General features: G+C 62.7%; 16 protein-coding genes. 8 read left to right on the top strand and 8 right to left on the bottom strand.

Annotation, left to right across the window (positions count from 1 at the left end; all coding sequences use genetic code 11):
• On the bottom strand, positions 1-729 hold the full coding sequence (locus tag AC1HIY_RS03595; protein WP_479575337.1) for a ComF family protein: 729 nt from the start codon (positions 727-729) through the stop codon (positions 1-3).
• 162 nt (positions 730-891) lie between these two features.
• On the opposite strand from AC1HIY_RS03595, the gene AC1HIY_RS03590 reads away from it, so the two are divergent.
• Positions 892-1,164: a hypothetical protein gene (locus tag AC1HIY_RS03590; protein WP_479575336.1), complete on the top strand. Its 273-nt coding sequence runs from the start codon at positions 892-894 to the stop codon at positions 1,162-1,164.
• A gap of 48 nt (positions 1,165-1,212) precedes the next feature.
• A complete protein-coding gene (locus AC1HIY_RS03585) occupies positions 1,213-2,370 on the top strand; it encodes a tRNA-queuosine alpha-mannosyltransferase domain-containing protein (RefSeq protein ID WP_479575335.1) in 1,158 nt (385 codons plus the stop codon).
• A gap of 57 nt (positions 2,371-2,427) precedes the next feature.
• Here AC1HIY_RS03585 and icd read toward each other — a convergent pair whose 3' ends face one another.
• The 4 genes from icd to AC1HIY_RS03565 all read right to left on the bottom strand — a co-directional run bounded on the left by icd (position 2,428) and on the right by AC1HIY_RS03565 (position 5,700).
• On the bottom strand, positions 2,428-3,684 hold the full coding sequence (icd, locus tag AC1HIY_RS03580) for an NADP-dependent isocitrate dehydrogenase (protein WP_479575334.1): 1,257 nt from the start codon (positions 3,682-3,684) through the stop codon (positions 2,428-2,430).
• 151 nt (positions 3,685-3,835) lie between these two features.
• A complete protein-coding gene (locus AC1HIY_RS03575; protein ID WP_479575333.1) occupies positions 3,836-4,609 on the bottom strand; it encodes a polyprenol monophosphomannose synthase in 774 nt (257 codons plus the stop codon).
• A 126-nt stretch (positions 4,610-4,735) separates the two neighbouring features.
• Positions 4,736-5,032 (bottom strand): anti-sigma factor family protein, encoded by a 297-nt coding sequence (locus AC1HIY_RS03570; RefSeq protein WP_479575332.1) that lies wholly within the window; start codon positions 5,030-5,032, stop codon positions 4,736-4,738.
• 38 nt (positions 5,033-5,070) lie between these two features.
• Positions 5,071-5,700 (bottom strand): RNA polymerase sigma factor, encoded by a 630-nt coding sequence (locus tag AC1HIY_RS03565; RefSeq protein ID WP_479575331.1) that lies wholly within the window; start codon positions 5,698-5,700, stop codon positions 5,071-5,073.
• A gap of 384 nt (positions 5,701-6,084) precedes the next feature.
• Here AC1HIY_RS03565 and pdhA point away from each other — a divergent pair, with 384 nt between their 5' ends.
• From pdhA to AC1HIY_RS03550, 3 genes are all read left to right on the top strand, one after another.
• Complete coding sequence (pdhA, locus tag AC1HIY_RS03560; RefSeq protein ID WP_479575330.1) at positions 6,085-7,227, top strand: pyruvate dehydrogenase (acetyl-transferring) E1 component subunit alpha; 1,143 nt, start codon at positions 6,085-6,087, stop codon at positions 7,225-7,227.
• A gap of 96 nt (positions 7,228-7,323) precedes the next feature.
• Positions 7,324-8,307, top strand: a complete 984-nt coding sequence (locus AC1HIY_RS03555; protein ID WP_479575329.1) for a pyruvate dehydrogenase complex E1 component subunit beta — start codon at positions 7,324-7,326, stop codon at positions 8,305-8,307.
• Positions 8,308-8,390: 83 nt separating this feature from the next.
• Positions 8,391-9,707: a pyruvate dehydrogenase complex dihydrolipoamide acetyltransferase gene (locus tag AC1HIY_RS03550; RefSeq protein WP_479575328.1), complete on the top strand. Its 1,317-nt coding sequence runs from the start codon at positions 8,391-8,393 to the stop codon at positions 9,705-9,707.
• 55 nt (positions 9,708-9,762) lie between these two features.
• Here AC1HIY_RS03550 and AC1HIY_RS03545 read toward each other — a convergent pair whose 3' ends face one another.
• A complete protein-coding gene (locus AC1HIY_RS03545) occupies positions 9,763-11,472 on the bottom strand; it encodes a tandem-95 repeat protein (protein WP_479575327.1) in 1,710 nt (569 codons plus the stop codon).
• Positions 11,473-11,635: 163 nt separating this feature from the next.
• Complete coding sequence (locus AC1HIY_RS03540; RefSeq protein WP_479575326.1) at positions 11,636-13,678, bottom strand: T9SS type A sorting domain-containing protein; 2,043 nt, start codon at positions 13,676-13,678, stop codon at positions 11,636-11,638.
• Positions 13,679-14,252: 574 nt separating this feature from the next.
• Here AC1HIY_RS03540 and AC1HIY_RS03535 point away from each other — a divergent pair.
• Positions 14,253-15,062: a metallophosphoesterase family protein gene (locus tag AC1HIY_RS03535; RefSeq protein WP_479575325.1), complete on the top strand. Its 810-nt coding sequence runs from the start codon at positions 14,253-14,255 to the stop codon at positions 15,060-15,062.
• Between the two features lie 162 nt (positions 15,063-15,224).
• Here AC1HIY_RS03535 and AC1HIY_RS03530 read toward each other — a convergent pair whose 3' ends face one another.
• On the bottom strand, positions 15,225-21,773 hold the full coding sequence (locus AC1HIY_RS03530; protein WP_479575324.1) for a T9SS type A sorting domain-containing protein: 6,549 nt from the start codon (positions 21,771-21,773) through the stop codon (positions 15,225-15,227).
• Between the two features lie 671 nt (positions 21,774-22,444).
• On the opposite strand from AC1HIY_RS03530, the gene AC1HIY_RS03525 reads away from it, so the two are divergent.
• Complete coding sequence (locus AC1HIY_RS03525) at positions 22,445-23,326, top strand: UbiA prenyltransferase family protein (RefSeq protein WP_479575323.1); 882 nt, start codon at positions 22,445-22,447, stop codon at positions 23,324-23,326.
• A 237-nt stretch (positions 23,327-23,563) separates the two neighbouring features.
• On the top strand, positions 23,564-24,997 hold the full coding sequence (locus AC1HIY_RS03520; protein WP_479575322.1) for a GWxTD domain-containing protein: 1,434 nt from the start codon (positions 23,564-23,566) through the stop codon (positions 24,995-24,997).
• Positions 24,998-25,210 lie beyond the last annotated feature (213 nt).

The following is a 25,210-nucleotide window of genomic DNA, read 5'->3' as shown; positions in this document are numbered from 1 at the left end:
TCAGGCGCGGGCAAGCGCGAGCGTGGCCAGGTCGACGGCCGCGGCTCCCGCTTCGCGGAGCGCGAGCGCGGCGGCGGTGGCGGTAGCGCCCGTGGTCAGCACGTCGTCGACGAGGAGGACGCGCCGACCCGTGACGGCTTCCGGCGCGGCGACCTCGAACGCGCCGAAGACGTTTTCCCACCGGCGGCGACGGGAGAGGGTGGTCTGAGAGCGGGTGGCGCGGATGCGGCGGAGCGCTTCGGGACGGCACGGCGTCCCGAGCGTTTCGGCCAGGCCCTCGGCCAGGAGCGCACTCTGGTTGTATCCGCGTTCGTAGAGTCGCACCCGGTGAAGCGGCACGGGCGTCACGAGGTCCGGGCGCGGACGGGCGGAGGCCCGATGCGTCTGCCCGATGAGCGCGCCGAGTCGGCGGCCATAGGCGGGACGGTTGCCGTATTTGAGGGTGTGCTGGATGCGCCGGAGCGTGCCCCCCTGATCGAAGACCCACAGCGCGAAGGCGTCCTCGAACGGTGGGGCCGGGCCGGGCAGGGCGGCCAGCCGCGCGGCAAGGTCGGCGGCGTCGGCGCGCTCGAGGCGGCGGAGGCAGTCGCGGCACACCGGCCCGTCGTCCGCCGGAGCGCCGCACCCGAGGCAACACGGCGGCGCCAGGAGCCGGAGCAGGCCGCGCCACACCGTGCTTGCCGCCGTGGTCATCGCGGCCGGGACGTGTCGCAGAGGCGGGACGCGCATCGCGCCGTGGATTGGAAAATGGTGAAAAAAGAAGCGAGACGCGCCGATCCCGGCGCCGGGGTTCCCTATGCCGACGAAAACTTCGTATACTGAACGCGCATCGTGAAGACCGGAACCGCGCGCGCGTCGCCCCCCAATCTAAGACACGGAGAGAGATTCTGCATGACTACCCGCAAACGCAAAGGAATGCTCATCAAGAACACAAACCCGCGTCCGGTGAAGATCGCCATGGCGACGCGGACGCTGGTGCTCAAACCGGGCGAGGAGCAGTTGATCACGGCGGATGAGGTGCGCGATACGGTTTTGCGGGAAAAACTGCAGGTGCGCGCCGTCTCCATCGTGCGTCCGGCGACGGAATCGGAGGAGGAGGCTTTGCTTCGAGAGCAGGTCGGGACCGCCCACCGTGAGGAAGCCGACGGGGTGGACGAGGCGTGAGCGCCCCGGCAAGCACACGGTTTTGAGAATCATTTCGAGGCGAGCAGCATGAAGGTCCTGGCGCTGGAACCCTGGTACGGCGGTTCCCACCGCAACTTTCTCGACGGATTTCGCAAGCACAGCCGCCACACGATCCATCCCGTCACGATGACGGCGCGCTTCTGGAAATGGCGCATGCACGGCGGGGCGGTCACGATGGCGCGCAAGGCTCTGCAGGCGCTCGAGCAGGGATTCGTGCCGGACGTCATCTTCGCCACGGACATGGTCAATCTGCCCGCCTTCCTGGCTCTGACGCGCCGGCGCTTCGCGGGCATTCCGGTGATCTATTATCTCCACGAGAACCAGCTCACCTATCCGCTTCCGGAAGGGACTGAGCGGGACGAGACGTACGGCTACATCAACTACCTTTCGTGCCTCGCCGCCGACCGGGTCGTCTTCAACTCGCGCTTTCACCACGAGGAGTTCATGGAGGCGCTGCCCGTGCTGCTGCATCGCTTCCCGGACTACACCCACCTCCGCACCGTCCCCGAGATCCGGCAAAAGTGCGAGGTGCTGCATCTCGGCATGGACCTCGCCGCGCACGACCGCTACCGGGCGGACTATCCGGCGCACGAGTGGGGCCCGGGCATGAAGCCGCCCATCGTTCTGTGGAACCAGCGATGGGAGTACGACAAGAACCCGAAGGCCTTCTTCCGCCTCATGAACCGTCTCGACGACGCGGGCTTCCGCTTTCGTCTGATCCTTGCGGGCGAGCATTTCGAGGAGAAACCCTCCGAGTTCGAACAGGCCTTCGAACGCTATGCCGAACGCATCCTTCACTACGGGTATGCGGAGGATTTCGAGGAGTACAGTCGCCTGCTTCACCGCGCCGACCTCATCGTTTCCACTTCGCTCCACGAGTTCTTCGGCATCGCCGTCATGGAAGCCATTTATTGCGGCTGTCATCCCCTGCTTCCGAACCGTCTGAGCTACCCCGAACTCATCCCCGACTCGCTCCACCGCCCGCTCCTTCACGCGCCGGTGCTCTATGAGGACGAGGACGAGCTTTTTCACATCATGGCGGCCATTCTCAAGGGCGAGGAGCGCCCGCTGCCGGTGGACACGCTCCGAAGCATCCCGGAACGCCTCGACTGGCGCACGCACGTCCGGCGCTTCGATGACCTGGTCGAAAGCGTGGGCGTGCGGGAAGATGCCCCGGCGGCGTAAACGAAAAGCGCGCGAAGTTCGAGCTCCGCGCGCTTTTTCGGGAAAAACCGGACCGGGTCAGTCCATGTTCTCGATGAGGGCTTCGCCGAACTCGCTGCACTTGAGGAGCGTCGCGCCTTCCATGAGGCGGTGGAAGTCGTACGTCACGCGCTTCTGGGCGATGGTCTTTTCCATGGCGTGGATGATGAGGTCGGCCGCCTCGTTCCATCCCATATACCGGAACATCATCTCGCCCGAGAGGATGAGGGAACTCGGGTTGACCTTGTCGAGCCCGGCATACTTCGGCGCGGTGCCGTGTGTGGCCTCGAAGATGGAAGCGCCGGTGTCGTAGTTGATGTTTGCCCCCGGCGCAATGCCGATGCCGCCCACCTGCGCCGCGAGCGCGTCGGAGATGTAGTCGCCGTTGAGATTGAGCGTGGCGATGACGTCGTACTCGGCGGGTCGGGTGAGGATCTGCTGGAGGAACGCGTCGGCGATGACGTCCTTGACGATGATCTCGCGTCCGTCGTCCGTCGTGATGACCTGCCACGGGCCGCCGTCGAGGTCCTTCGCGCCGAAGACCTCTTTCGCCGTCTGATAGCCCCAGTCGCGGAAGGCGCCTTCGGTGTACTTCATGATGTTGCCCTTGTGGACGAGCGTCACGCTCCGGGCGTCGGTCTCGATGGCATGCTTGATGGCTGCGCGCACGAGCCGCGCCGTGCCTTCCTTCGAGACGGGCTTGATGCCGATGCCGCTCGTCTCCGGGAACCGGATGTTCGTCACGCCCATCTCGTCCATGAGGAAACGGATGACCTTCTTGACCTCGGGCGTTCCGGCGCGAAACTCGATGCCAGCGTAGATGTCCTCCGAGTTTTCCCGGTAGATGACCATGTGCACGAGTTCCGGGTGCTTCACGGGGGAGGGGACGCCTTCGAAGTAGCGGATCGGGCGCACGCACGCGTAGAGGTCGAGCTTCTGCCGGAGCGCCACGTTGAGCGAGCGGATGCCGCCGCCGACGGGCGTCGTGAGCGGGCCCTTGATGGCGACGAGGTGATCCCGGATGGCGTCGAGGGTGTCCTGCGGCAGCCATTCCCCGAACCGCTCATACGCCTTTTCGCCCGCGAAAACCTCGAACCAGACGATCTTTCGCGTGTCGCCATAGGCCTTGGCCACGGCGCTGTCGAAGACGTTCCGGGCGGCGCTCCAGATGTCCGGACCGGTGCCGTCGCCTTCGATGAACGGGATGATCGGACGGTCGGGCACGTGCAGGCGGTCCGCTTCCATGGTGATGCGGCTGCCTTCGGCGGGGGGCGTCAAATGTTCGTAATCGGACATGGCGGATGTGGATTTCGTGATCGGAAAAGGGAGTCGCGGGAGCGGCGCGGGAAAATACGTGTTCGGGGAATGGTAAGTGCGGTGGGAAAGGGGTGCGCGGCCTCGTTCGGGGCGATTTAATCAAAAAAACAAATCGCGACGGGAGAGGGCCTCAGAGCTTGCCGATGAGGCTCCGCAGGCGCAGTTCCCACACCTTGAGGGCGGCCTCGCGGACGATGGCTTTGCTCATCTTCGACTGCCCCTCGGTGCGTTCGGTGAAGATGATCGGCGCCTCGACGAGGCGGAAGCCCTTGCGCCAGGCCCGGTAGTTCATCTCGATCTGAAACGAATACCCGTTCGACTTGACGCGGTCGAGGTCGATGGCTTCGAGCACGCGGCGGTGAAAGCATTTGAAGCCCGCCGTCACGTCGCGGACGGGCAGGCGGGTGATGAGGCGCGTATAGATGCCGGCGCCGTAGGAGAGGATGAGCCGGGAGAGCGGCCAGTTCATTACCCGCACGCCGTCCACATAGCGCGAGCCGATGGCGAGGTCGGCGCGTCCCGATCGGACGGGTTCGATCAGACGGGGCAGGTCTTGCGGGTTGTGCGAGAGGTCGGCGTCCATCTCGCAGATGTACGTGTACTCGTGCGCGAGGGCGAAGCGGAAGCCGGCGAGGTAGGCCGTGCCGAGTCCCTGCTTGGCCGGGCGTTCGATGAGGTGAATGCGACCGGGAAAACGACGCTGAAGCTCGCGCACGCGCTCGGCGGTGCCGTCCGGGGAGCCGTCGTCGACGACGAGGACGTGCAGGCCTTCCGGAAGCGCGAGCGTCTGTTCGAGCACCGCCCGAATGTTTCGGGCTTCGTTGTACGTCGGGATGATGACCAGCGCGCGCCCGGCGATCTCATGGCCGGACCGATCGGCGGGCGGGGATGGGGAAGGCTCCAAAGCGAATCGGTGGTCCTGTTTATCGTGCGCCGGAATATCGCTAATAATTCGGCAAAAGACGAATGCCGTGTACGGGCGCGGTTTCGGGCGGTGGGGTTCCCCGGGTCTCCGGGGTCCGGGAGGCCTTCAGGCGTCGTTCCGGTCTTCCCCGTTCTTGAGGTGCGCGCGCAGAAACTCGATCGTGTGTTCGAGCAGTTCCTCCGGCGGGTTGACGGCCTCGTCTTCTTTGACCAGTTCGAGGGTCATCAGATATTGCTCAAAGTAGGGTTTGCACTTCGCGCACTGATCGAGATGCATTTTGAAGCGCGCCTGTGTTTCGGGGGGCAGCACGCCCTCGATATATTCGGCGAGAAAGCGGTTGACTTCCTGGCAGGAGGGGGAGGGGCGAAAGATCTCGCGTATTTTCTCAAGGAGATGAAGCATCTTGATGCGAGGTGAAGTCCTCTCGTTTACGGATGAAATCACGAGCGAAAGTAACGGTCGAGCAGGCTGCGGAGGGCCTGTCGCGCGCGGTGCAGGCGGACGCGCACGGCGCCGTCACTGATGTTGAGTATTTGCGCCACCTCCGCCGTCGAAAGCTCTTCGATGTCGCGCAGGGTGACGACGAGGCGATAGTCGGGCGGGAGTTTCTGTATGGCTTCGTGGACCAGCCGTTTGCGTTCGGAGCGTTCGGCCATTTTGTGCGGGTTCCAGGCTTCGTAGTTGCCGGTATGCATCCCCCGCGAGAAATCGGGCTGGAGCCGCTCGATGTCTTCGTCGGAGAGGGTATCGTATCGGCGTGATTTCCGGAGCGAGGCTCGCGCGAGGTTGATGCCGATGGCATAGAGCCACGTGGTCACCTTGGATTCCCGGCGGAAGGTGTGAAAGCGTTTATAGGCCTGCAGAAACGTTTCCTGCAACACACTTTCCGCTTCATGATGATCGTTGACGATCCGATAGATCACGCGATAGAGGCGCGTGCTCTCCTGTTGCACCAGCTGTTCGAAGGCCTTGGGGTCGCCTTCGAGGAGGGCCTCAAGATCTATGGGAGCGCGCGCGGACCGGGCCTTCGTACCCGGCTCTTGTGCTTGGGTCTGCTTGAGTTTAGGCACGTTACACCTGCTCGTTGTTCCTGCAAAAGATCGTAGCGCGTGTTACATGTTCGTTACATTTGGTGTGGGTGCATCTCCCGGAATGGACGCAGGTTCGGTTCGACGGGGGGCATGCGGGTGGTGGAATCGGGGCGGGAGTGGCGAAAGGCGGCGCCTTCGCACCGGCGTTGCGCCTCTTCAACGAGACGCCCCGGTTTGCGTTCCGTGCGCGAGGTTCCCATAAAGAACGGGTTAATGCTGGGTTTTGCGACTGCAAAAGTCTTATTTTCCCAAGCTCGCATCGAAAGGGCCTTCGCGTCGCTCTCCACCAAAATATCAGGACGACGAAGGCGGGTATAAGATGCACGTGCCATCCCCCGGACTACCACTCAAGCATGGAAACATATGGCCAGCGAGACGAAAAAGCGCACGCCGAAACACACGCCGAAACAGGCGGCGGATGAGGGACTCACGGCTGAGCAGCAGGACGTCGATATCCCGAAGAGCATCAGGGTCAACCGGACCTTCAAGACGTACCGGGCCGGGCAGTACGGTCACGAGGACGTCGGGCTGTCGGAGGAGGAGGTGCTCGCCATGTATCGGAGCATGCTGTTGCAGCGTCGCTTCGAGGAGCGCGCCGCGCAGATGTACGGCAAGCAGAAGATCGGGGGTTTCCTCCACCTGTACATCGGCCAGGAAGCCGTCTCCACCGGAGCGGTCAACGCCATCCGTATCGGGCGCGACTCGGTTATTACCGCCTACCGCGACCACGGCCACGCCCTCGCCCTGGGCATGAGCGCCGACGAGTGCATGGCCGAGCTCTTCGGCAGGATCGACGGGTGCTCGCGCGGCAAGGGCGGCTCGATGCACTTCTTCAGCGCCCGTCACCGCTTCTTCGGCGGTCACGGGATCGTCGGGGCCCATGTGCCGGTGGGCACGGGCATCGCCTTCGCGCACAAGTACCAGGCCGACGACGGCGTCTGCCTGACGTTCTTCGGCGACGGCGCCGTGGGGCAGGGCGCCATCCACGAGGCTTCGAACCTGGCGGCGCTCTACGAACTGCCCGTGGTCTTCATCATCGAGAACAACCAGTACGCCATGGGCACGGCCACGACCCGCGCCTTCGCCGAGACGATGTTCATCAAACACGCGCTCAGCTATCACATGGAAGCGTCGCTGGTCAACGGCATGGACGTCTTCGCCGTCTCCAAAGCCGTGCGGGATCACGTCGCGATGGCGCGGGACTTCAAGCCCTCGCTCCTCGAAGTGCGGACGTACCGCTATCGCGGGCACTCGATGAGCGACCCCGGAAAATACCGGACGAAGGAAGAGCTGGAACGGAAGAAGCACGAAGATCCGATTCTCCGCCTGAAAATGTATATCCTCGAGCACGAGATGGCCGACCTCGACGCGCTCGACGCGATGGACGAGGACGTGAAGGAGGAGGTGCGCCGCTCGGTCGAGTTTGCCGAGAACAGCCCGTTCCCGCCGCTCGAAAGCATTTACGAGGACGTCTATACGCAGAAGGATTATCCCTTCCTCGCGTGAGTTCAAGGCGCGAAGGGGGGCGGGCATGGTTCGCCGGCGCTCCGCTTCTCCTCGTCACCGGACCTTGAACCTGAACTTTAAACCAGAATCCACCCAATGGCTGAATTACAGTTTCGTGAAGCGATTCGCGCCGCCATGGTCGAAGAGATGGAGCGGGATGCGACCATCTTTCTCATGGGCGAGGAAGTGGCGCAGTACAACGGCGCGTACAAGGTGAGCGAGGGCATGCTCGACAAGTTCGGGCCCAAGCGCGTCATCGACACGCCGATCAGCGAGAACGGTTTTGCGGGCCTCGGCATCGGGGCCGCGCTCAACGGCCTGCGTCCGATCATCGAGTTTATGACGTTCAACTTCTCGTTCGTCGCCTTCGACCAGCTCATCAACAACGCCGCCAAGATCCGGTACATGTCGGGCGGGCAGTTCAAGATCCCGATCGTCTTTCGCGGGCCGAACGGCGCCGCCGGGCAACTCGCCGCCACGCACAACACCTCGACGGAGTCCATCTATGCGACGATCCCGGGCCTGAAGGTCGTTGCTCCGTCGAACCCGGATGACGCAAAGGGTCTGCTCAAATCGGCCATCCGCGACGACGACCCCGTCCTTTTCCTCGAAAGTGAGGTGATGTACGGCATGCGCGGCGAGGTCTCGGAGGACGAGGATTACCTCATCCCCATCGGCAAGGCGCGTGTGGCGCGGGAGGGCACGGACGTGACCCTCGTGGCCCACAGCAAAAGCTACTGGATCGCGATGCGCGTGGCCGACCGCCTCGCCGAGGAGGGCTACAGCGCCGAGGTGATCGACCCGCGCACCATCCGTCCGCTCGACATCGACACCATCGTCGATTCCATCCGGAAGACGAACCGGTGCGTCATCATCGACGAGAGCAACCCATACGCGAGCATCTCTTCGGAGATCACCTATCAGATTCAGGATCGCGCCTTCGACTTCCTCGATGCGCCCATCGTGCGGATCACCGCCAAGGACACCCCGGCGCCGTACGCGAAGAACCTGATGGAGTATTACATGCCCCAGGAGGACGATGCCTACCGGGCGTGCAAAAAGGTGATGTACGTCGATTAAGTACCGGATCCCGGTAGGCGGGACGTCTCGCGCGCTCCGTTCGCGGCATCCAGACTCTGAACTCCCAAATCGAAGATCGTATTATGGCTATTCCTGTTGAAATGCCGAAGATGAGCGACACCATGGAAGAGGGGGTGCTCGTCAGCTGGCTCGTCGACGAAGGCGCGAAAGTGTCGGCGGGGGACGTCATCGCTCAGGTGGAGACGGACAAGGCGACGATGGACCTGGAGGTGTACGACGACGGCGTTTTGCTCAAGAAGGTGGCGCAAGAAGGCGAGGCCGTGCCCATCGGCGGGCTGATCGCGGTGCTCGGCAAGGAAGGAGAAGACATCTCGGACGTCCTGGCGAAGTACGGCGGCGACGGCGGGCCGAAGGCGGCTCCGCCGGAAGCGCCTGCGCCGTCCGAAGCGCCCTCCGGTGACGGCGCCGAGTCGGTCACGATCGCGCCGGTGAAGCCGGAGGCGGCGCCGGCGGACGGGCGGGTGAAGGCCTCGCCCCTGGCGCGGAAGATGGCGACCGAGCACGGCATCGAGCTGAGCGACGTGCGCGGGAGCGGCCCGGAAGGGCGCATCATCAAACGCGACATCGAGGCGGTGCTGACCGAGCGACCCGCTGCGCCGGAGGAAGAGAAGGCGGCTCCCGCTCCGGTTCCGGCTCCGAGGCCCGCTCCGGCTCCGGCGCCCGCACCGGCCCTGCCCGGCGAGGCGTACGAAGTGGTGCGGCTCTCGCAGATGAGAAAGGCCATCGCCCGGCGGCTGGCGCAGAGCAAGTTTACCGCCCCGCATTTCTATCTCACCGCCGAGATCGACATGGACAAGGCCGTCGCCTTCCGGAGCCAGCTCAATGCGCTGGCCGAGGCGCAGGGGCGCGGCAAGATCTCTTTTAACGATCTCATCACGAAAGCCTGCGCGCTGGCGCTCCGGCAGCACCCGTACGTCAACGGATCATATCTGGAAGAGGAAGGGGAGATCCGGCTCTACCGCGAGGTGCACGTGGCCGTGGCCGTCGCCGTGGACGAAGGGCTGATCACGCCCGTCATCCGGAACGCCGATCGGAAAGGACTGGCGCAGATCGCCGAGGAGACGCGCGAACTGGCCGAAAAAGCCCGGAATCGGCAGCTTCAACCGGAAGAGTATTCGGGCGCAACCTTCACGACGAGCAACCTCGGTATGTTCGGCATCGAAGCGTTCACGGCCATCATCAATCCGCCGAACGCCTGCATCCTCGCCATCGGCGCCATCCGCGACGTTCCGGTGGTCAGGGAAGGCGAGGTCGTGCCGGGCAAGCGCATGAAAGTGACGCTCTCGTGCGACCACCGCATCGTCGACGGGGCCGTCGGTTCGCGCTTCCTCACCACGGTCCGGGATTACCTCGAAGAGCCGCTCAACCTCATGCTCTGAACGGGCGTGCGTCAGACTATCAAGGGCGGTTCCGGCCATCGGAATCGCCCTTTTCTCATTTCAGAAGCGTCAGAAGACCGGAAAGGATGTGAAGTTCTCCCCGGGCACGTACAACCACTCGAGCAACGTACAGACCGGAGCTGAGTCCCCTTGTGTTCACTTCGAGGGGGCGCAGAAACCCTGCCGGTAGTGTTTTCGGAGACGATGCAAGCACTCTACGGCCCATCCCGTCATACACCTCTACGCTGATCTCGGCAGTGACGGGAAGGTCGATCAGGAGGCGGGTCGAAGCATAGAACGGGTTAGGATAGTTGCCCGCCAGTCGGAACGATGGGGGGAGCGCTACGCTCCCCGCTTCGACGCTTACAAGTGTGCCTCGCGTAAGGGTGATCGTGGCCGCCTCACTCGCTGATATGGCTTCTCCGTCGTCGGCCGCGACGCGGTGATACAGGGTCGTTGTAGCGCCCAGGTTCAGACCGGCGGCATCGAGGAGGGCCGCGAGGGCGCCGAGGTCTGTTTCATAGCGGGTGACGGAGCCGGTATCCTGGCGTAGCAGGCAGCAGGCTTCAAAGTCGTCGGTTTCGTTCAGTTCCCACGTATACGTGAGGGCAGGGCTGTCAACGTCCGAGGCGGGTTGCCACGTCACGATGAACGGCGTGGCCGGGTCGAGGGGATCCGCATTCGTCTCGCCTCCGACCCGGAGGTTCGCGCCGTCCTCAGGCATGATGAAGACGGGTGTAGGGAACACCGGGGGGTCATTGACCGGAACGACGGTGACTGTGACGGTTCCCGTCGCCACTTCTCCAAAGCCGTCGTCAATCGTATAAGTAAAAGTGTCGGTCCCAAAATAATCAGTTTCGGGGGTATACCGAATGATGCTTGCGCCGAGGGTCTCGGCGGCGCCATGGGTGGGGGGCGAGACGGCGATGACTGAAAGAGCGTCTCCCTCAGCGTCCGTATCATTGCGGAGCACGTCGAGGTCGAGGGGGGTGTCTTCGTCCGTTTCGGCAGCATCGTCTTGAGCCTCGGGAGCTGTGTTCTCCGCAACGGTTAGGGTAAACGATTGTTGGTCCGAGCCGCCCTTTCCGTCGCTGACGTCGAGAAGAACTTCTTGGTCTCCGATATCGGCGGAAGTCGGGGTTCCGGTGAGGGTGGCCGTGCCGTCGCCGTGGTCGGTGAAGGTTAGCCAGCCCGGCAACGTGAGGGCGTTGAAGGTCAGAGGGTCGCCGTTCTCGTCTTCAGCGGTGGCGGTATAGACATACGTGCGATCCACCACGGCGTGGGTGGCCGGATCGCTCGTGAATTGGGGTGAGGCGTTTGGGATCTCGACGGTGATCTGCCCTTCGACGAGGGTCACGGGAAGGTTCGAGTTGTCGGTGCTGAACTCGTTCCAGAGGAGGGCGCTCGTTCCGGGGGCCTTAAGCGAAACTGTCAGATTGATCAGTGTTCCGGCGCCGGTCAGGGGAGTGAAGCCTGCTGCCGCGACCTTGAATTCCCCAGCAGCCGGGCTGTTGGAGAACACGATCATATTGTTGGAAAGGGTTCCGGCCCATAAGGCGCCCGTGACGTCGATGACGCCAGGGTCGAAGTTGATCGTGAATTGATAACCGTTGACGGTCTTTCCTGTGAGATCGGTGACTGCGACGGGAACAGTGAGCAGGGTCCCGGGTGCTCCCGAACGCACGGGGAGGGACACCGTGATCTGGGCAAGTGCTCGGCTCGGGGGGAGAAGGAGGAGAAGGACAAGCACGCCGAATCGAATCATCAGCCGTTCTGACAAAGGCAATGGGAGGGAACGCGAGGCATCGACAGAGGCGATGCAGACAGGGCGATCGTTGCCTCACCTGAACGTCCGGAAGCAAAGAGCGGGCTTCAACCCCCGGAGGAGGTTGATGCCCGCTCTTCTGTCCGGAGAGAGTGCGAAGAGGCTATTTCACGAGCAGCATGCGGCGGATCGCCTCGAAGGAACCAGCCTGGAGCCGGTACAGGTACACGCCGCTCGGCAGATCCTTTGCGTCGAAGGCGATTTCATATTGCCCGGCCTCCTGAAACTCGGAGACCAGCACGCGCACCGTCCGACCGAGTGCGTCGTAAACCGTCAGCTCCACGCTGGAAGCTTCCGGGAGCGTGTACTGGATCTGGGTAGTCGGATTGAACGGGTTCGGATAGTTTTGCTTGAGCGCATAGCGATCTGGCAATTCGCCTACCGACAGGGGTTCGAGGGTCTGCGTCAGGCCTTCTGCCGTGTGCAAGACTCCCTTGAGAGACGAGTACCCCTTCTTGTTCATCCGGAACGTGACCGAGCCGATCTGCCCGGTGTTGATCGGACTCGAGCCGATGGCAATCAGGTGAAGCTTCCCGTCGTCCACCTGATGCACATTCATCCAGTCTTCAGGCGCGCCGGTGATCGTCACGTCTTCAACAGAGAGTAAGTCGGGGTTGAAGGAGAGCGTCAGGTCGAATCCGCGTGTGGTTCCGGAGACCAGAGTGATTGGGAGCGTGATCAGGGAAGCCTCCTCCTCGGGTGTGGACCAAGTGAAGGTCGGCGCCTGGACGTTCAGATTCTGGAAGCGTTTCGCCTTGGTTGCATCGCCACAACCAGCCTCGATCGGGAAGCAATCAATGATGCCGGTGGTGAACTGATAGATCAGTACCGCATCCAGGATGTCCACAACTCCGTTCCCGTCCACGTCGGCATTGTCCGAGATGTCCGAGATGTTGCCGACGATAAACAGTCCGATCTGGAAAATATCGCTCAGGTTCACGGCGCTGTCTTCATTGGCGTCGCCGGGCAAGCCGGGCGGATCGTAGACGGCGATCACCTCCTGGAATTTTTTCATGGTGACGTTCAGGGTCTGGCTCGTCGTGGAAAGAACGCCGGTATTTATCCAGTGCGAGAATGGGTTGCCGTTCGGCGCCGTGGCCGGAGCCGTGAGATCCACGGAACTCCCGAGCGTATAGATGCGGATAAACCGCGTCGAGGCGCTGCCATGGCCGCGATTGTCGACACGGCTAAGGGTGATGGGAACTCCTAGGAGCGGATTGGCCGAGTTGACGAACATACGTCCCTCGTCGGAACTCAAGGCAACCCCGCCGACGCCTTTGAAACCGAAGATAAACGTGTTTGGCGTTCCGAGCGTTGGGCCGTCCGTCGTGTTGGGTTCTCCGAGTGAGAAGACCTCGGCGCCCACGTCGGTCAGAGCGGCAATAGCGTCGGATTCAGTGGAAGCGGCGCCGTAGAAGATGGTAAACTCCTGCATATCGCCAGGCGCTAGTTCGCCGAAGCCGAAGTCGAAGAGGGCACCGTGATCCGCAGGGCCACTGTCTACAAAGTCGCCTGTGGCGATGATGGAACTAGGGCCGGAGAGGGGATCGGAAGAAGCAAAACCATTGTCGCTGGTGAAGAGGACACTGGTGGCGGAGGCCCCTCCCTGGATGGTCACGAACTCGGCAAATGCGGTAGGTTCGATGTCCCAATCCATCGTTCGACGATAGAGCAGATCGATGGTGGCGCCGCTGATGTTTTCTATGGTAACGGTTGCTTCATACAGGAAGGGGCTAAGAGAAGGATGGTAATCATGGGTGACGCGCATGACGCCGCCGATATTGACGACCGAGACGGCTGTGTTAGCGTCCGCAGTAAAGCTCTCGACCGTGATGTTTTGCACGCCGCCGATAGATTCGTTGGCCGACCCGCTCACGCCAGAGATGCCGTCGGCAGCGCCCCAGCCCTCACAGAGACAGCCGGGCGCTGTAGCCTCGGCGCCTGTTGGAATGTAACGAAGGCCGACAAATGTAGTCCCGGTCCCTGAGGATGGGGCACCGCCGGGCACATTCAAGTGCCCCTCATCATGGACGCCGAGTTGAATGGTGCCGTTGTCGATAATCGCTGTCGTTTGAGAAAAAGAAGTTGAGACGCTGAAGCTCAAAAAAACTCCGAGCGCGAGGATAAGCAGGGGTTTCTTACGCATAACGAACCTCGTCTGAATGGGAGAACACAGACAGAACCTTGCAGAAGGGCAATGAACAACCCGGGAGAAAAGGTGGTCTGTCGGGAAGATCCCCCCGTTCCAGCACCAACCACTACTCCCAGAGCGAATGAGGTACATCCGCTCCTTTTCAGGATTGAAAGCGGTTCAATACGTTTATCTGAAGACCTGTCTCAACGCTCGAATAATAGAACGTCGACGACAAGTCCAAGAGGTCGACAACGGACAGAAGACGAACATACGCTCTGAGGGGGAGCCGCATTTTCTTGCCGTATAAGCTCCAAATATTAGCCAGAGAGCACTAAATGTCCGGTTCCAAACATACTGACCTGAGGTGCAAAGGTCAAGATGTCCACACGGAGAAGATGTTATCTCGGGACGCGATAATATGGTGACGACCCCGGGGCATTCGGAATGGCGCCGACCGGAAGAAGAAATACAGGGGGTCTTCACAGGAGCGATCCGGAAAAGCTCGCATGAAAACCTGTAAATTATGAGGCGCGGTGTGGTCATGTTGCCCGCCGAATAGGGGCATCCTTGCAATGGCACGGGAATTATGGTCATCGCTCACATTTCGGACATTCACTTTGGCAAGATCGCGCATCCGACCATTGTGGAAGATCTGGTGGCGGACGTCAACGCGCGGGGCGTGGGCCTCGTCGCGGTCAGCGGTGATCTGACGCAGCGGGCGCGGCGGTCGCAGTTCAAAGCGGCCCGCGCCATGCTCGACGCCTTCGAGGCGCCCACGCTCGTGGTGCCCGGCAACCACGACGTCTTCGCCTGGTGGCATCAGCCCATCTCCCGCATCTTCGATCCCCTCCGTCGGTACCGGCAGTACATCACGGACAATCTCATGCCGACGTTCGTGACGGACGAGGTGGCCGTGCTCGGGATCAACTCGGCCTATGGACTCACCATCAAGGGAGGGCGCATCGACGAGTCTTCTCGGGAGATGATCCGGTCCTTCTTCGCCGCAGAGGGTGAGGGGCGGTTCAAGGTGCTCGTGGTCCATCATCACCTCACAAAGATCCACGCGCTCGGACGGCACGACATCGCCCGGCATGCGAGGCGCACGCTCGACGCGGCTATGGATGCTCGCGTCGACCTGATTCTATGCGGGCATCTGCACGTCTCGCACATCGAACCGCTGGAGATCGTTCCCGGCGCGCACCGGCTCGTCATTGCGAGCGCCGGGACGGCCACGAGCAGTCGGGGGCGGAAGGAGCACCGGGACACCAATTTCTATAATCTCATTACGGTAACGGAGCAGGCCTTCGTCGTGGAAGAACGCCGCTATGACGTGGAAAAGGGCAGATTCGTCGAAGAAAGCACGACCCGCTTCGAGCGGATGAGCGCCGGAAACTGAGCGTTCATGCCTTTGGTCTCGATGATATGAAAAGGCCCCGGCGTCGTGAGATGCCGGGGCCTTTCTTTCTCCGAGCATGGCGTGCTCCGGCCCAAGAAAAAGCCCCGACGTCGTGAAGACGCCGGGGCTTTTCTTTTACCGTTCAGCGTGAGCTGAAGACGCTTACTTGAGGAGCGTCATCGTGCCCGTGCTGACCCAGGTCTGGTTCGGCGCAGAGGCCGTCAGACGGTAGAGGTAGGTGCCGGAAGCAAGGTTGATCGCATTGATCTGAACCGTGCGATTGGCGCCGGCCTGCATGGTCTGACGCGGCACCGTCAGCACCTGGCGACCCAGCATGTCGATGACCTGGATGGTGACCTCGGCGGTCTCCGGCAGATCAAACTGGATCGTCGTGGAAGGGTTGAACGGGTTCGGGTAGTTGCCTTCGAGCGCGAACTCGGTCGGGATCTCGGCAACTTCCTCCTCGTTGGCCGTGACGACCGTGCCGAGGCGAACCGTGCCGTCGAGCTGGACGACCATCACGTTGGCGCCCCGCGAGCCGCTCTGACCGACCGGCGGATTGAGGAGACCGTGGGCGATGGCCATCACGGCTTCTCCTTCCAACCCGGTCATGTCAACGGAGGTCGCGAAGGTCTGGTCGGTCGTGCCGGTCGGCAGGAACTCCAGCGTGTGGAGGCCCGCGTCCACGGCCATGTAGCCGTCCGAGCTTTCGCCGAAGTCAACGTTTTCGAGGATCAGCGGACCCTGGCCCGAGATACCCTCGAAGAGGCGAACGTCGAGCGCGCCGGCATCAGAGATACCGTGCAACAGCGCAACGTCCACGAGCGTCGGGTCGGAAGCGACCGTCTCGACGTCCGTAGCGACGACCAGTTCGGCATTGCCTGCTCCGTCATCAAGCACGACGGCGACGTTGCTCTGATTCTCCGTCAGTTCGAGATCCGCCGAAAGGAAGGCATCCGCCGAGCTGGAACTGCTGCTCGGGGCGACATCAATGGCGAAGGTGGCCGTACTGCCGGTGCCCTTGCTGGCAATGTCAACCGCGATAAGCGACGTGGCTTCGCGATAAGTCAGGTCATCCAACGACAGCACGCCGTCGATGTAGACGTCGACATCGCTGAAGTCGGTGCTTGCTGCCGCATGAATCACCTGCAGGAAGCTCAGCCCCGTGGCGTCGTTGACACCGAAGCTGAAGAGCGCTCCCTGCGACACGAGACCACCTTGCGTGCTGGTTACACGAACGAGCGGATCGTTGTTTGGAGGCGTCGTTGCGAAGTTGTCGTACGTGCCTTCCTGAAGCACCCACTGGTTGGTCACATCGCCATCGAGGCGGCGCACGATTCGAATGTTCTGAACATCATCGAAGTTCGTGAAACCGTCGCCTTCGAGTTCGAGGCCGAACGTCTGGGATGCCCCGAAACCAGTGGACGAGGTGATCAGCCAGTAGAAGTTGGCCGTTCCCTTGATTTCGCCGATCGGGAAGCCAGAGAAACCAGCCGGACGCTCATCCACGTGATTCACCGTGATGGTGGCGTTCGTAATGGCCGGGTCGCTGTCCTCAAACGTGATGGCGGCGAAACGGTAGGCGTCCATACTGCCAACCGGGTATTCAAAGCGTCCATTGCCCGGGAAGGCGCCGCCGGGGGTGCCAGCCGGAACGAAGATCGAAACGTTGCCAACCACGTGGCTCAGTTCGCCTTCGTCAACCATTCGCGAATAACCCTGGGCAGCAAACGGCGTGGGCAGCAAGATGCTGTTGCCTTCGCCGGTGATCAACAGACCGCCCCAGAGGTTCAGCATGGTCCCGATCGTGATCACGTCCGAGCGCGAGTCGTCCAACATGACCCAGGGCGTGTTGCCGTCCGCGTCAGGCGTCTGGTCGAGCGTGATGGTGTCGGGGAAGATGCTGCCGTTGAGGGTAAACATCTGCTGGAACCCATCAAACGTGATCGCAGCGGCGCCGAGAACGCCGGTCGTCACTTCCACATCGCCGGCCGCCACGAGCGTGCCGCTCAGGGTGCCGCCGAGGGTGGTGTTGCCGTTCACGTCGATCGTGCCGCCGTTATAGTCGCCGTCGAGGATGGTATCGCCACCTACATTGACGTTGACAATATCGACCGCGCCGAATCCGAAGTCCGAGCCGATGGCCGCATCCGAATTGACCGTCAGATTCCCGTCGACCGTCAGCGTGGAGCCGAGGTCATTCAGGAAATTGACCAGGGTGCCGACCGTGTTGGTCGAGTTCGGGTCAAGGGTCTCGCTGATGCTGGCATCACCGGAGACCGTCAGGTCGGACCCGTTGAGGTCGAGCGCGGGGTTGGCGTCAGCGAACGTCTCACTGAGAGAGACATCCAGCATGGTTGCGTTCCGCGAGGCGTGCAGCGTCAGGGTGTTGTCGCTACCGTTCACGTTCAGGGCGATGTCGACGCCGTCCGGATACTCACCCGACTGCGTCATGTAGCCGCCGCCACTGATGTCGTACGTCAGCGTCCAGCTCGTGCCCTGGAGGTTGGAGCCGTCGCCGGTTCCGTCTTCCGCGTCCGAGATGTTGTTGCCGTTATCGTCATTGACGGTGCCCTGCGAGCGATTGACGTAGCCGCCGTCCGCGATGGTCAGCGTTTCCGTATCGGTCGTGTTCAGGTTGCCGGTCATGAGATCGACGCCTTCGTTGGCCGTCGCGGCTTTGTCGAGCACGACGTCGCCTGCGCCCGGATCGATCACCAGCGCGCCGAGGTCATCGGGATCGCCCGGAAGCTCGGTGTCCGTGGTGACGGCGGCCAGGTAATGCACGTCCACCCACCCGTCATCCGGGAAGATCGGCGTCTGCGGTTCGGGAACCGTGGCATCCTGGATCGTGCCGTCGCCATCGCGCACGATGATGGCATCAGCCGAGAAGGAGATGTTGCCATCGGCGTCGGCGAAGAGCAGGTTGCTGGTGTTTTCACCGAAGGTGAACATGCCCGAGACGTTGAACACCTCGGTGCCCGCGTCGCCGTCGGCAGTGACGTCATTTTCGATCCGCAGGTACGGGATGTCGAGACCGTCCGCAAAGGTGAAGGTCTGCGCCGTGCCCGCGTCGAAGATGAATTCGCCGCCGGAGGACATGAACGAACCGGCGTTGTAGTCGAACGCCGTTCCGGCATTGGTCAGCAGGATGTCGATGCCGCCCTGGTCGACCGTGCCGTCGTTCATCGTGAAGAGCGTGGTCACTTCCACCGTCGAGGCGTCGCCCGTCAGGGTGAAGGTGCCCGATGCGTTCTTGCGCAGGCTCGGCAGCGTGACGTCCTGCTCGAGGTTGGCCGTGAGGCCGTCGTTGACGGAGAACGTGCCAACCGTGCCGTACCCACCGGCGCCGGCGACGTAGTTCCACTCGGTCCCATTGTGACGGAACGTCTGACCGTTGAGGTCGATGTCGCCCGTCGTATGGGTGAGGCGATCCGTGACGCCGGAGTAGCCGAGGAGGGTCACCGTGTTGCCGGCGCCCGCGTCTACCATCAGGCGAGGCAACTTGGCATCGACGAAGTCGCCGTCGACGTCATTGTTGATGGTGCCGGCGGTGAGGAAGTTGAAGTAGCCGCTTCCATCACCGTTGAACTCGGCCGGGGAATCGGACGTCAGGTCGGCGTTGTACAGGTTGACGTCGTAGTCGCCACCGGCAAACGTGCCGGCGGTCACGTTGAACGTGCCGGCGCCCGCGTTTTCGCCGATGTCGATGGACGTCGTGAGGCTGACGTCGCCGCCGGTCTGGCTGTAGTTGTCGATGTCGCCGGCGGTGTCGGGATCATCGGCGGTGTCGGTGTCGAGACCAACGCTCACGGTGCCCGTGGTGACGTTCAGGTTGCCGATGGCCGCCAGCGTGTTGATGTCGAACGTGTCGCTGGAGTTGACCGTCAGCGTGCTGACCGTACCGCTGCCGCTGATCGAGCCCGAGCCGTTGATGTCGAAGCTCGCAGTGCCCGAGACGGCGCCCGCGACGCTGTGCGCCACGTCCGTGCCGGTCGAGGTCAGCGTCCAGCCGTTCATGTCGAGGTCCGAGCCGCTATTGACGGTCAGGTTGCCGGCGAACGAGTGGTCGGCATCGAGCTGCGTGGCAAAACTGGTGGTCGCAACGGTGACGTCATTCACGAAGGAATCGTCCCATTCCGTGCCGGTCTGCGCCACGGCGCTCTGGTCGCCGAAGTACTCGAGGTCGTAGGCCGTGCCCGACGTGTTGAACGTGCCCGCTCCGGTGAAGAAGCCACCGTCGCTGCCGTCCGGACGGATGTCGGGGCCGACCTGGTTCGCCAGGTTGCGGCGAATCATCGGCATGCCGTTGGTCGTGCTGAGGTCGAAGGCCTGGCCGTTGAGGTCGATGCCGCCCACGAGGAAGGTGAGCGTACCCGACTGCGTGATCTCGAGGTTGATCGCGTTGATGGTGACGTTCTGATCGTCAGCCGCCTGCGAAATCTCGATGTTGCCGTAGAGGCCGTTGCCTTCCATCGTCTGGGCAGCGCCGGCGGGACCGGCGAAGATCACCTTGCCGTCGGGGCCGGACGTGTACGTGCCGTCATTGAGCATCGTCGACGTGAGGCCGATCAGGCGGATGAGGCGATCGCCGAGATCCATGCTGGCGTTGATGCCGATGGTGAAGTCGTTCTCCACTTCGAGGGAGCCGTCTTCGAAGATCACGTGCGTGCCGAGGCCCTGGATCTCCGCGTTGTAGACCGTGAAGTTGGGTCCACCCTGGAAGATCTGGTCGCCCTGGCCGATGAAGCTGAGCATGCCGGTGGAGCGGATGACCGTGCCGCCGGTGCGCGTGAAGTCGCCTTGCAGGCTCAGCGTGTTGGCGCCGCCGAAGTCGAACGTGCTGGGCTCGACCTGCATGAAGGCGCCCGAGACGGAGACGTCGTCGCCCATCATGAAGGTGCCGTCCGTGAGGTCGAACATCCCGGTGATGGTCAGCGAGGTGCCGGCGGTGTTGGTCACCGTGCCGGTGCCGCTCACGGTCAGGTTGCCCGAGACGGTGGTGCCGGCGAGACCGTTGAAGGTGATGGCGCCGCCGCCGCTCGTCGAGACGTCGCCGCCGAAGGTCGTGGTGCCGTTGAAGGTCGTCATGCCCGAGGCCACGCTCGTCGTGCCGCCCACGTCGGGGCCGTTCACGTCAAGCGTTGCGCCTCCGGTGACGTCGACGTTGCCGTCGATGCCCGAGGCCGTCGTGACGGTCGTCACGCTGGCGGCGCCGTTGACCACGAGGTCGCCGTTGATGCTTCCGGCGGAGTTGACGCTATGCGTGCCGCTGGAGTTGATCGTGACGGTGCCGGTGATCTGGCTGGCATCCACCGTGGCGTCGCCGTCGGTGACGGTGACGTTCGGGAGGGCGCCGCCCGTGCCGCCGCCGACGCCGTCCACGTCCACCGTGGCGGTGTCGAGGAGGTCGACCGTACCCGAGCCCGTGATGTCGCCGGCGTTGGCATAGGTGCCGGTTCCGTCGAGGGAGAGGGTGTAGCTGCCGGTGTCGACGGTGGAACCGACGACGTTGGTGAGGTCACCCTCGAGCATGAGGTCGCCCCAGAGGGTGTAGGTGCCGTTGTTGGTCAGGTCGCCGCCCACGGTAGAGGCCGAGGCGCCGCCGACGTTGAACGTGCCCGTCGTGGCATTGTCCGTGGACACGAGCACGCGGTCGGGGTCGCCGTTGCCGACGTCCGAGAGCACGCCCGTGGTGACCGTGCCGGTGCCGCTGTTGAGGATCGTGCCGGTGAAGTCGTTGTCGCCGGCCGTTCCGTTCGTGGCGCCGACGTGGTTGAACGTCGTGCTCGAAGCCGAGATGGCGCCGTCGGCCTGGTTGTCGACGATGGCGCCGAGGTCGGCCGAAGCATCCACCACGAGCCCGCCGTCAAAGGCCAGCGTGCCCGAGTTCGTGTTCATGATCATCGCCCCGCCCGCGGAGGAGACGGTGAAGACCGACGAGAACGTGGCGTCGCCCGTTCCGGTGAGCATCAGCATACCGCCGTCGTCCAGGGTGTGGGCCGCCGAGCTCGTGTACGTGCCGGCAGTCGTGTTGATGGTCAGCGTGCCCGCGGCCAGGTCCGTCGGCAGTTCGCCGCCGGCATCGACCGTGTCGTCACCGGTAATGGTGATGGTGCGGTTGGCCGTCGCATACGTCGGCGTGACGTCGAACGAGCCTTCCGTGTCACGGTTGATCGTCACGACGAGGTCGTCGATCGTCGTCGGCACGTCGATCGAGAACGTCCCGGACGTGATCGTGATCGTGTCCAGGAAGCCCTGGTTGCCGGGGAAGTTGGCCGGGTCATTGACGAAGCCGTCGCCGAAGTAGACGGTCGGGCTGGTCGCCGTGCCACCGGTGATGGTGACGCTGTTGCCCGTGCCCGCCGCGACCTCGAAGCTCTTCTCCGGGAAGCGGAGCTCGTCGTTGCTGGCGAAGGTGTCGATGGCGAAGGTAACGCTCTTGCCGAGGTCGGCCAGAAAGATACCGTCGTTGTCATCCGATTGGAAGTACTCACCGGCGGCGGTGCAAACCGTCGAGCCGTCGGAAGCATTGTTCCAGGCATTCTCAAACGATTGCCACGCCGTCGTGGGCGTGAGGCCGTCGTTGAGGTCGGAGCCGTCGGTGACGTTGAGGTAGTAGTCACAAGTCTGGCCATAAGCCGTCGTACCCACGGTAAACGTGAGCAGAAGCAAAAAGCCAAACTTGCCAAGGCGTTGTAGCAGTCTCATGGAGTCTCCTTAGCGTTGGTGAAATAGGACGAAAAGTTATGTTGAGCGTGCGTTTTCGGTTGATGAAACAGACGAAAGAACAGAAGGCCTTTCCCGTGCGGGTGCGCGCGCAGGCGCACGAGCGAAAAGAAAGAACGAACGATCCCTCCTCCATCCGAGAAGGGGCCGAAAAGATTTGCTTGCTGAAGAAAGCGGGACCGCCGGAACGATACCGACGTGGGCGCAGCCTCTATGCATGGAGGCGAGTGGGTAGAAGTACAGGCTAATTTCTCCCGCGAATGACCTAAATGTCAAGCGAATTGGAGAAAGAAGGCCGAAATTTACGCGGATTATACATACCGTGTCGAACGGAGGACCCTCCCCTTTCAGGGAGGTGCATTTTCCGCCGCCGGGCTTATGCGCATACTACACCGCCCGGATTCCCCATACCCAAGCCTTTCCGCGAGAAATTCGGCTTTTTGGGGAGCGAAGGATCCTTTCTCCGAACAGGCGTGGCATCAGGGGATTCCCGGAGCGCAGGAATCGATGGAAATTACACAAGTATATATGAATGAAAGCTTTGTGTTCGAGCAGGGCGGTGAAGCGGAGGGACAAGTGGTGGAGGGCGAGAAAGCCTGATGTATCGTAAGGATAATTATTTTAATACTTTATGCGTAAAAGGAGGCCGCGGCATGCCGGAGGACGCATACCTTGAGGGCGGGGAAGGGGGCCCGGGGGCGTTCCCTGGGGAGGCCGTCCTGTATTCGAACGTGTCGGAGGGGCTGATCGCGGTGGGGCTGATGCTGGGGACGTACGCCCTCTTCGGGGTATCCCCGAGCGCGCCGTTGCTCACGCTCGCTTTCTGCGGAACGTTTCTGGTGTATCAGACGGATCGCCTTCTCTGGCCTTCGGCGGAAGACGCGGTCAACCGCCCGGGACGCGTGGCGTGGGCGCGTCGGCATCGCGGCTATGCGTGGGGAGGAGCTCTGGCGGCGGCGGCGGCAGGGCTGGCGATGCTTCCGGAGCTGCGCCCGGCCACGCTGCTGTGGGGAAGCGCCGTGGGCAGTCTCGGGGTGCTTCACGTGGCGCCGCTTCTGCCCGGGCGGCGACGGCTCAAAGATCTGGGACCGTTCAAACCGTTCTTCATCGCACTGGCATGGGGGGCGGGAAGTGTGGTCCTGCCCGTGGTCGAGGCCGGCGGATCGCTCACGGTCGTAGTGGGGGGCGCCGTGCTCTATCGCGTGCTCTTTATCCTGCCCAACGTGCTTCTGGCGGACTGGGCAGACCGGCAGGGAGACCGCGCCGCGGGTCTGCGGAGCCTGGCCAGTGAATGGCCAGGGCGGCGGTGGCGTGCCTTGGGGGCGGCCTCGGCGTTGCTGGCGGCGATGGGAGCGGGCATTGCCGTGTGGAGCTTCGGGGGGCCGCGCCTGCTCCTCCTCGACGCCGTCGGACCGCTTCTGATGACGGGCGCGGTCCTGCGCACGCCCGCGAAGGCGTCTCTGTTCTCCGGCTTCCTGATCGACGCCATCGTAGGCTGGCCCGCCGTGACGGCGCTCTGGGCGTGGCTGTCGTGAGCCGGGGGCTGCCGGCGGCGCCCGCGGGATCTCCGGGAGGCGCTGCTACATATTACGAAGGGGACGCGCTCCGGCGCATGGAGGGGAAACGCAATCGCACCCCTGCCGTATGACGCCTTCCGGACTTCGCCTCAGGGTATGGAGAATTACCGTTGACGCGGGGCGCTTCGAACATAGATTTAGTTTGAAAACAGAGGGCGAGCCCAGGCCCGCCGGCCTACGATACGATAGATGATGATGATGAAACCGACAGCCCGTTACCGTCTGCTGCTCACCGCATGCTTTGCCGTTGCCACGGCGGCCTACGGACAGGACACGCTGCCCATCCAGATGGATGTCGATTACGCCGCATTTGCCTTCGACGATCAGCAATCCCTGATGGAGGTTTATCTGGCCTTTGAGGCCTCGAGCCTGACGTATGCGAAAGAGGAGGTCGGTTACCGCGCGCGTTTGCCGGTGGACCTGGCCCTGATGCGAAGCACCGTGCCCGGCCTGCCCGGCACGCCGGAGGATCCCGTCTGGCAGGATTCCATCGCGCTCGAGTTCGTGGTGCCGGATACGAGCAGCATCGTTCCCGGTCAACGGTTCATTCATCAGGTGCGGGCCGTCGTGCCGCCGGGAGAGTATGTGCTCGACGTGGCGATCCCCGCCGACGCGGCCTCCCGGCGCGCGGCCCTGACGCTTCGCCGGGACGCCGTCATCCCCGACTTCTCGAACCCGAACCTCGTCGGCATCTCCGACCTGACGCTCGCCACGGACATTCGGCCGAGCTCTGATCGGAGCAACCTTTTCTATAAAAACGGTCTCATCGTTCGTCCGAACGCCAACCAGCTCTTCGGCAACGGTCTCTCGCGTCTCTTCTATTATGCCGAGACGTATCACCTCAGCGAGGCCGTCGTCGAAGCGGACGCATACACGCTGCTCGTCTACGTCGCCGAGGTGAACCTTCCGCAGCCGTTGCCGGGGATGGAGCAGCGCACCCGCCGTCCCGTGCGCTCGCCGGACGTGATCGTGGGGCAGTTCGACGTGAGCAACCTTCCGAGCGGATCCTATTTCCTGCGCATTGCCTTGCTCAACGATGCGAACGAGGCGCTCGCCGAGCAGTCCCGCAAATTCTTCGTCTATAACCCGGGGGTGAAGCGCGCCGCGCCGCCGGCTCTGGAGGTGGCCTTCGAGAACAGCCCGTATGCTTCCATGTCCGAGGAAGAAGTGGAGCAGGCCCTCCGGCACATCGACCTCATCGCCTCCGAGCAGGAGCGGCAACGGATCAAAAAACTCAGGGAGCTTGAAGCCCGGCAGCATTTCCTGATGAACTTCTGGAACAAGCGCGACCCGAACCCCTCGACTCCGACCAATGAGTACAAGGACGAGTTCTACCAGCGGGTGCAGTATGCCAACGACCGGTACACCAGCCGGAACACGGAGGGGTGGGAAACCGACCGGGGGCGCATCTTGATCAAATATGGTCTGCCTTCGAACATCGAGCCGCATCTCTTCGATCGGGGTGTGCGCCCGTATGAGGTCTGGGAGTACAACAACATTCCCGGTGAAGGACAGGCGCAGTTCATTTTCGCCGACCGAAACGGCTTCGGTGATTTCGAACTCATCCATTCGACCGTGGCGGGTGAGCGGAAGCTGGCGAACTGGCAAGAGGAACTCCGGCGCAATTGAAAGGGCGCGAAAGCGTTGCGTGATGCCGTTCGTCTATGGAAAAATGTCGTTCGTCGAAAGAAGGGCGCGTTTGGTCGAAGGGGAGGAGCGGTGGAGGCGCGTCGGGGCTAAATTCGCATCGGGTGAGCTACTTTAGGCCTCTTAAAGGGTGATGTCTATCCAGTAGCTGTACAAATGCCCGGTCTCGAAAGAGGCCGGGCATTTTACATTTGC

This window comes from Rhodocaloribacter sp. (assembly GCF_056451265.1).
This window is presented reverse-complemented; position numbering and strand designations above follow the sequence as displayed.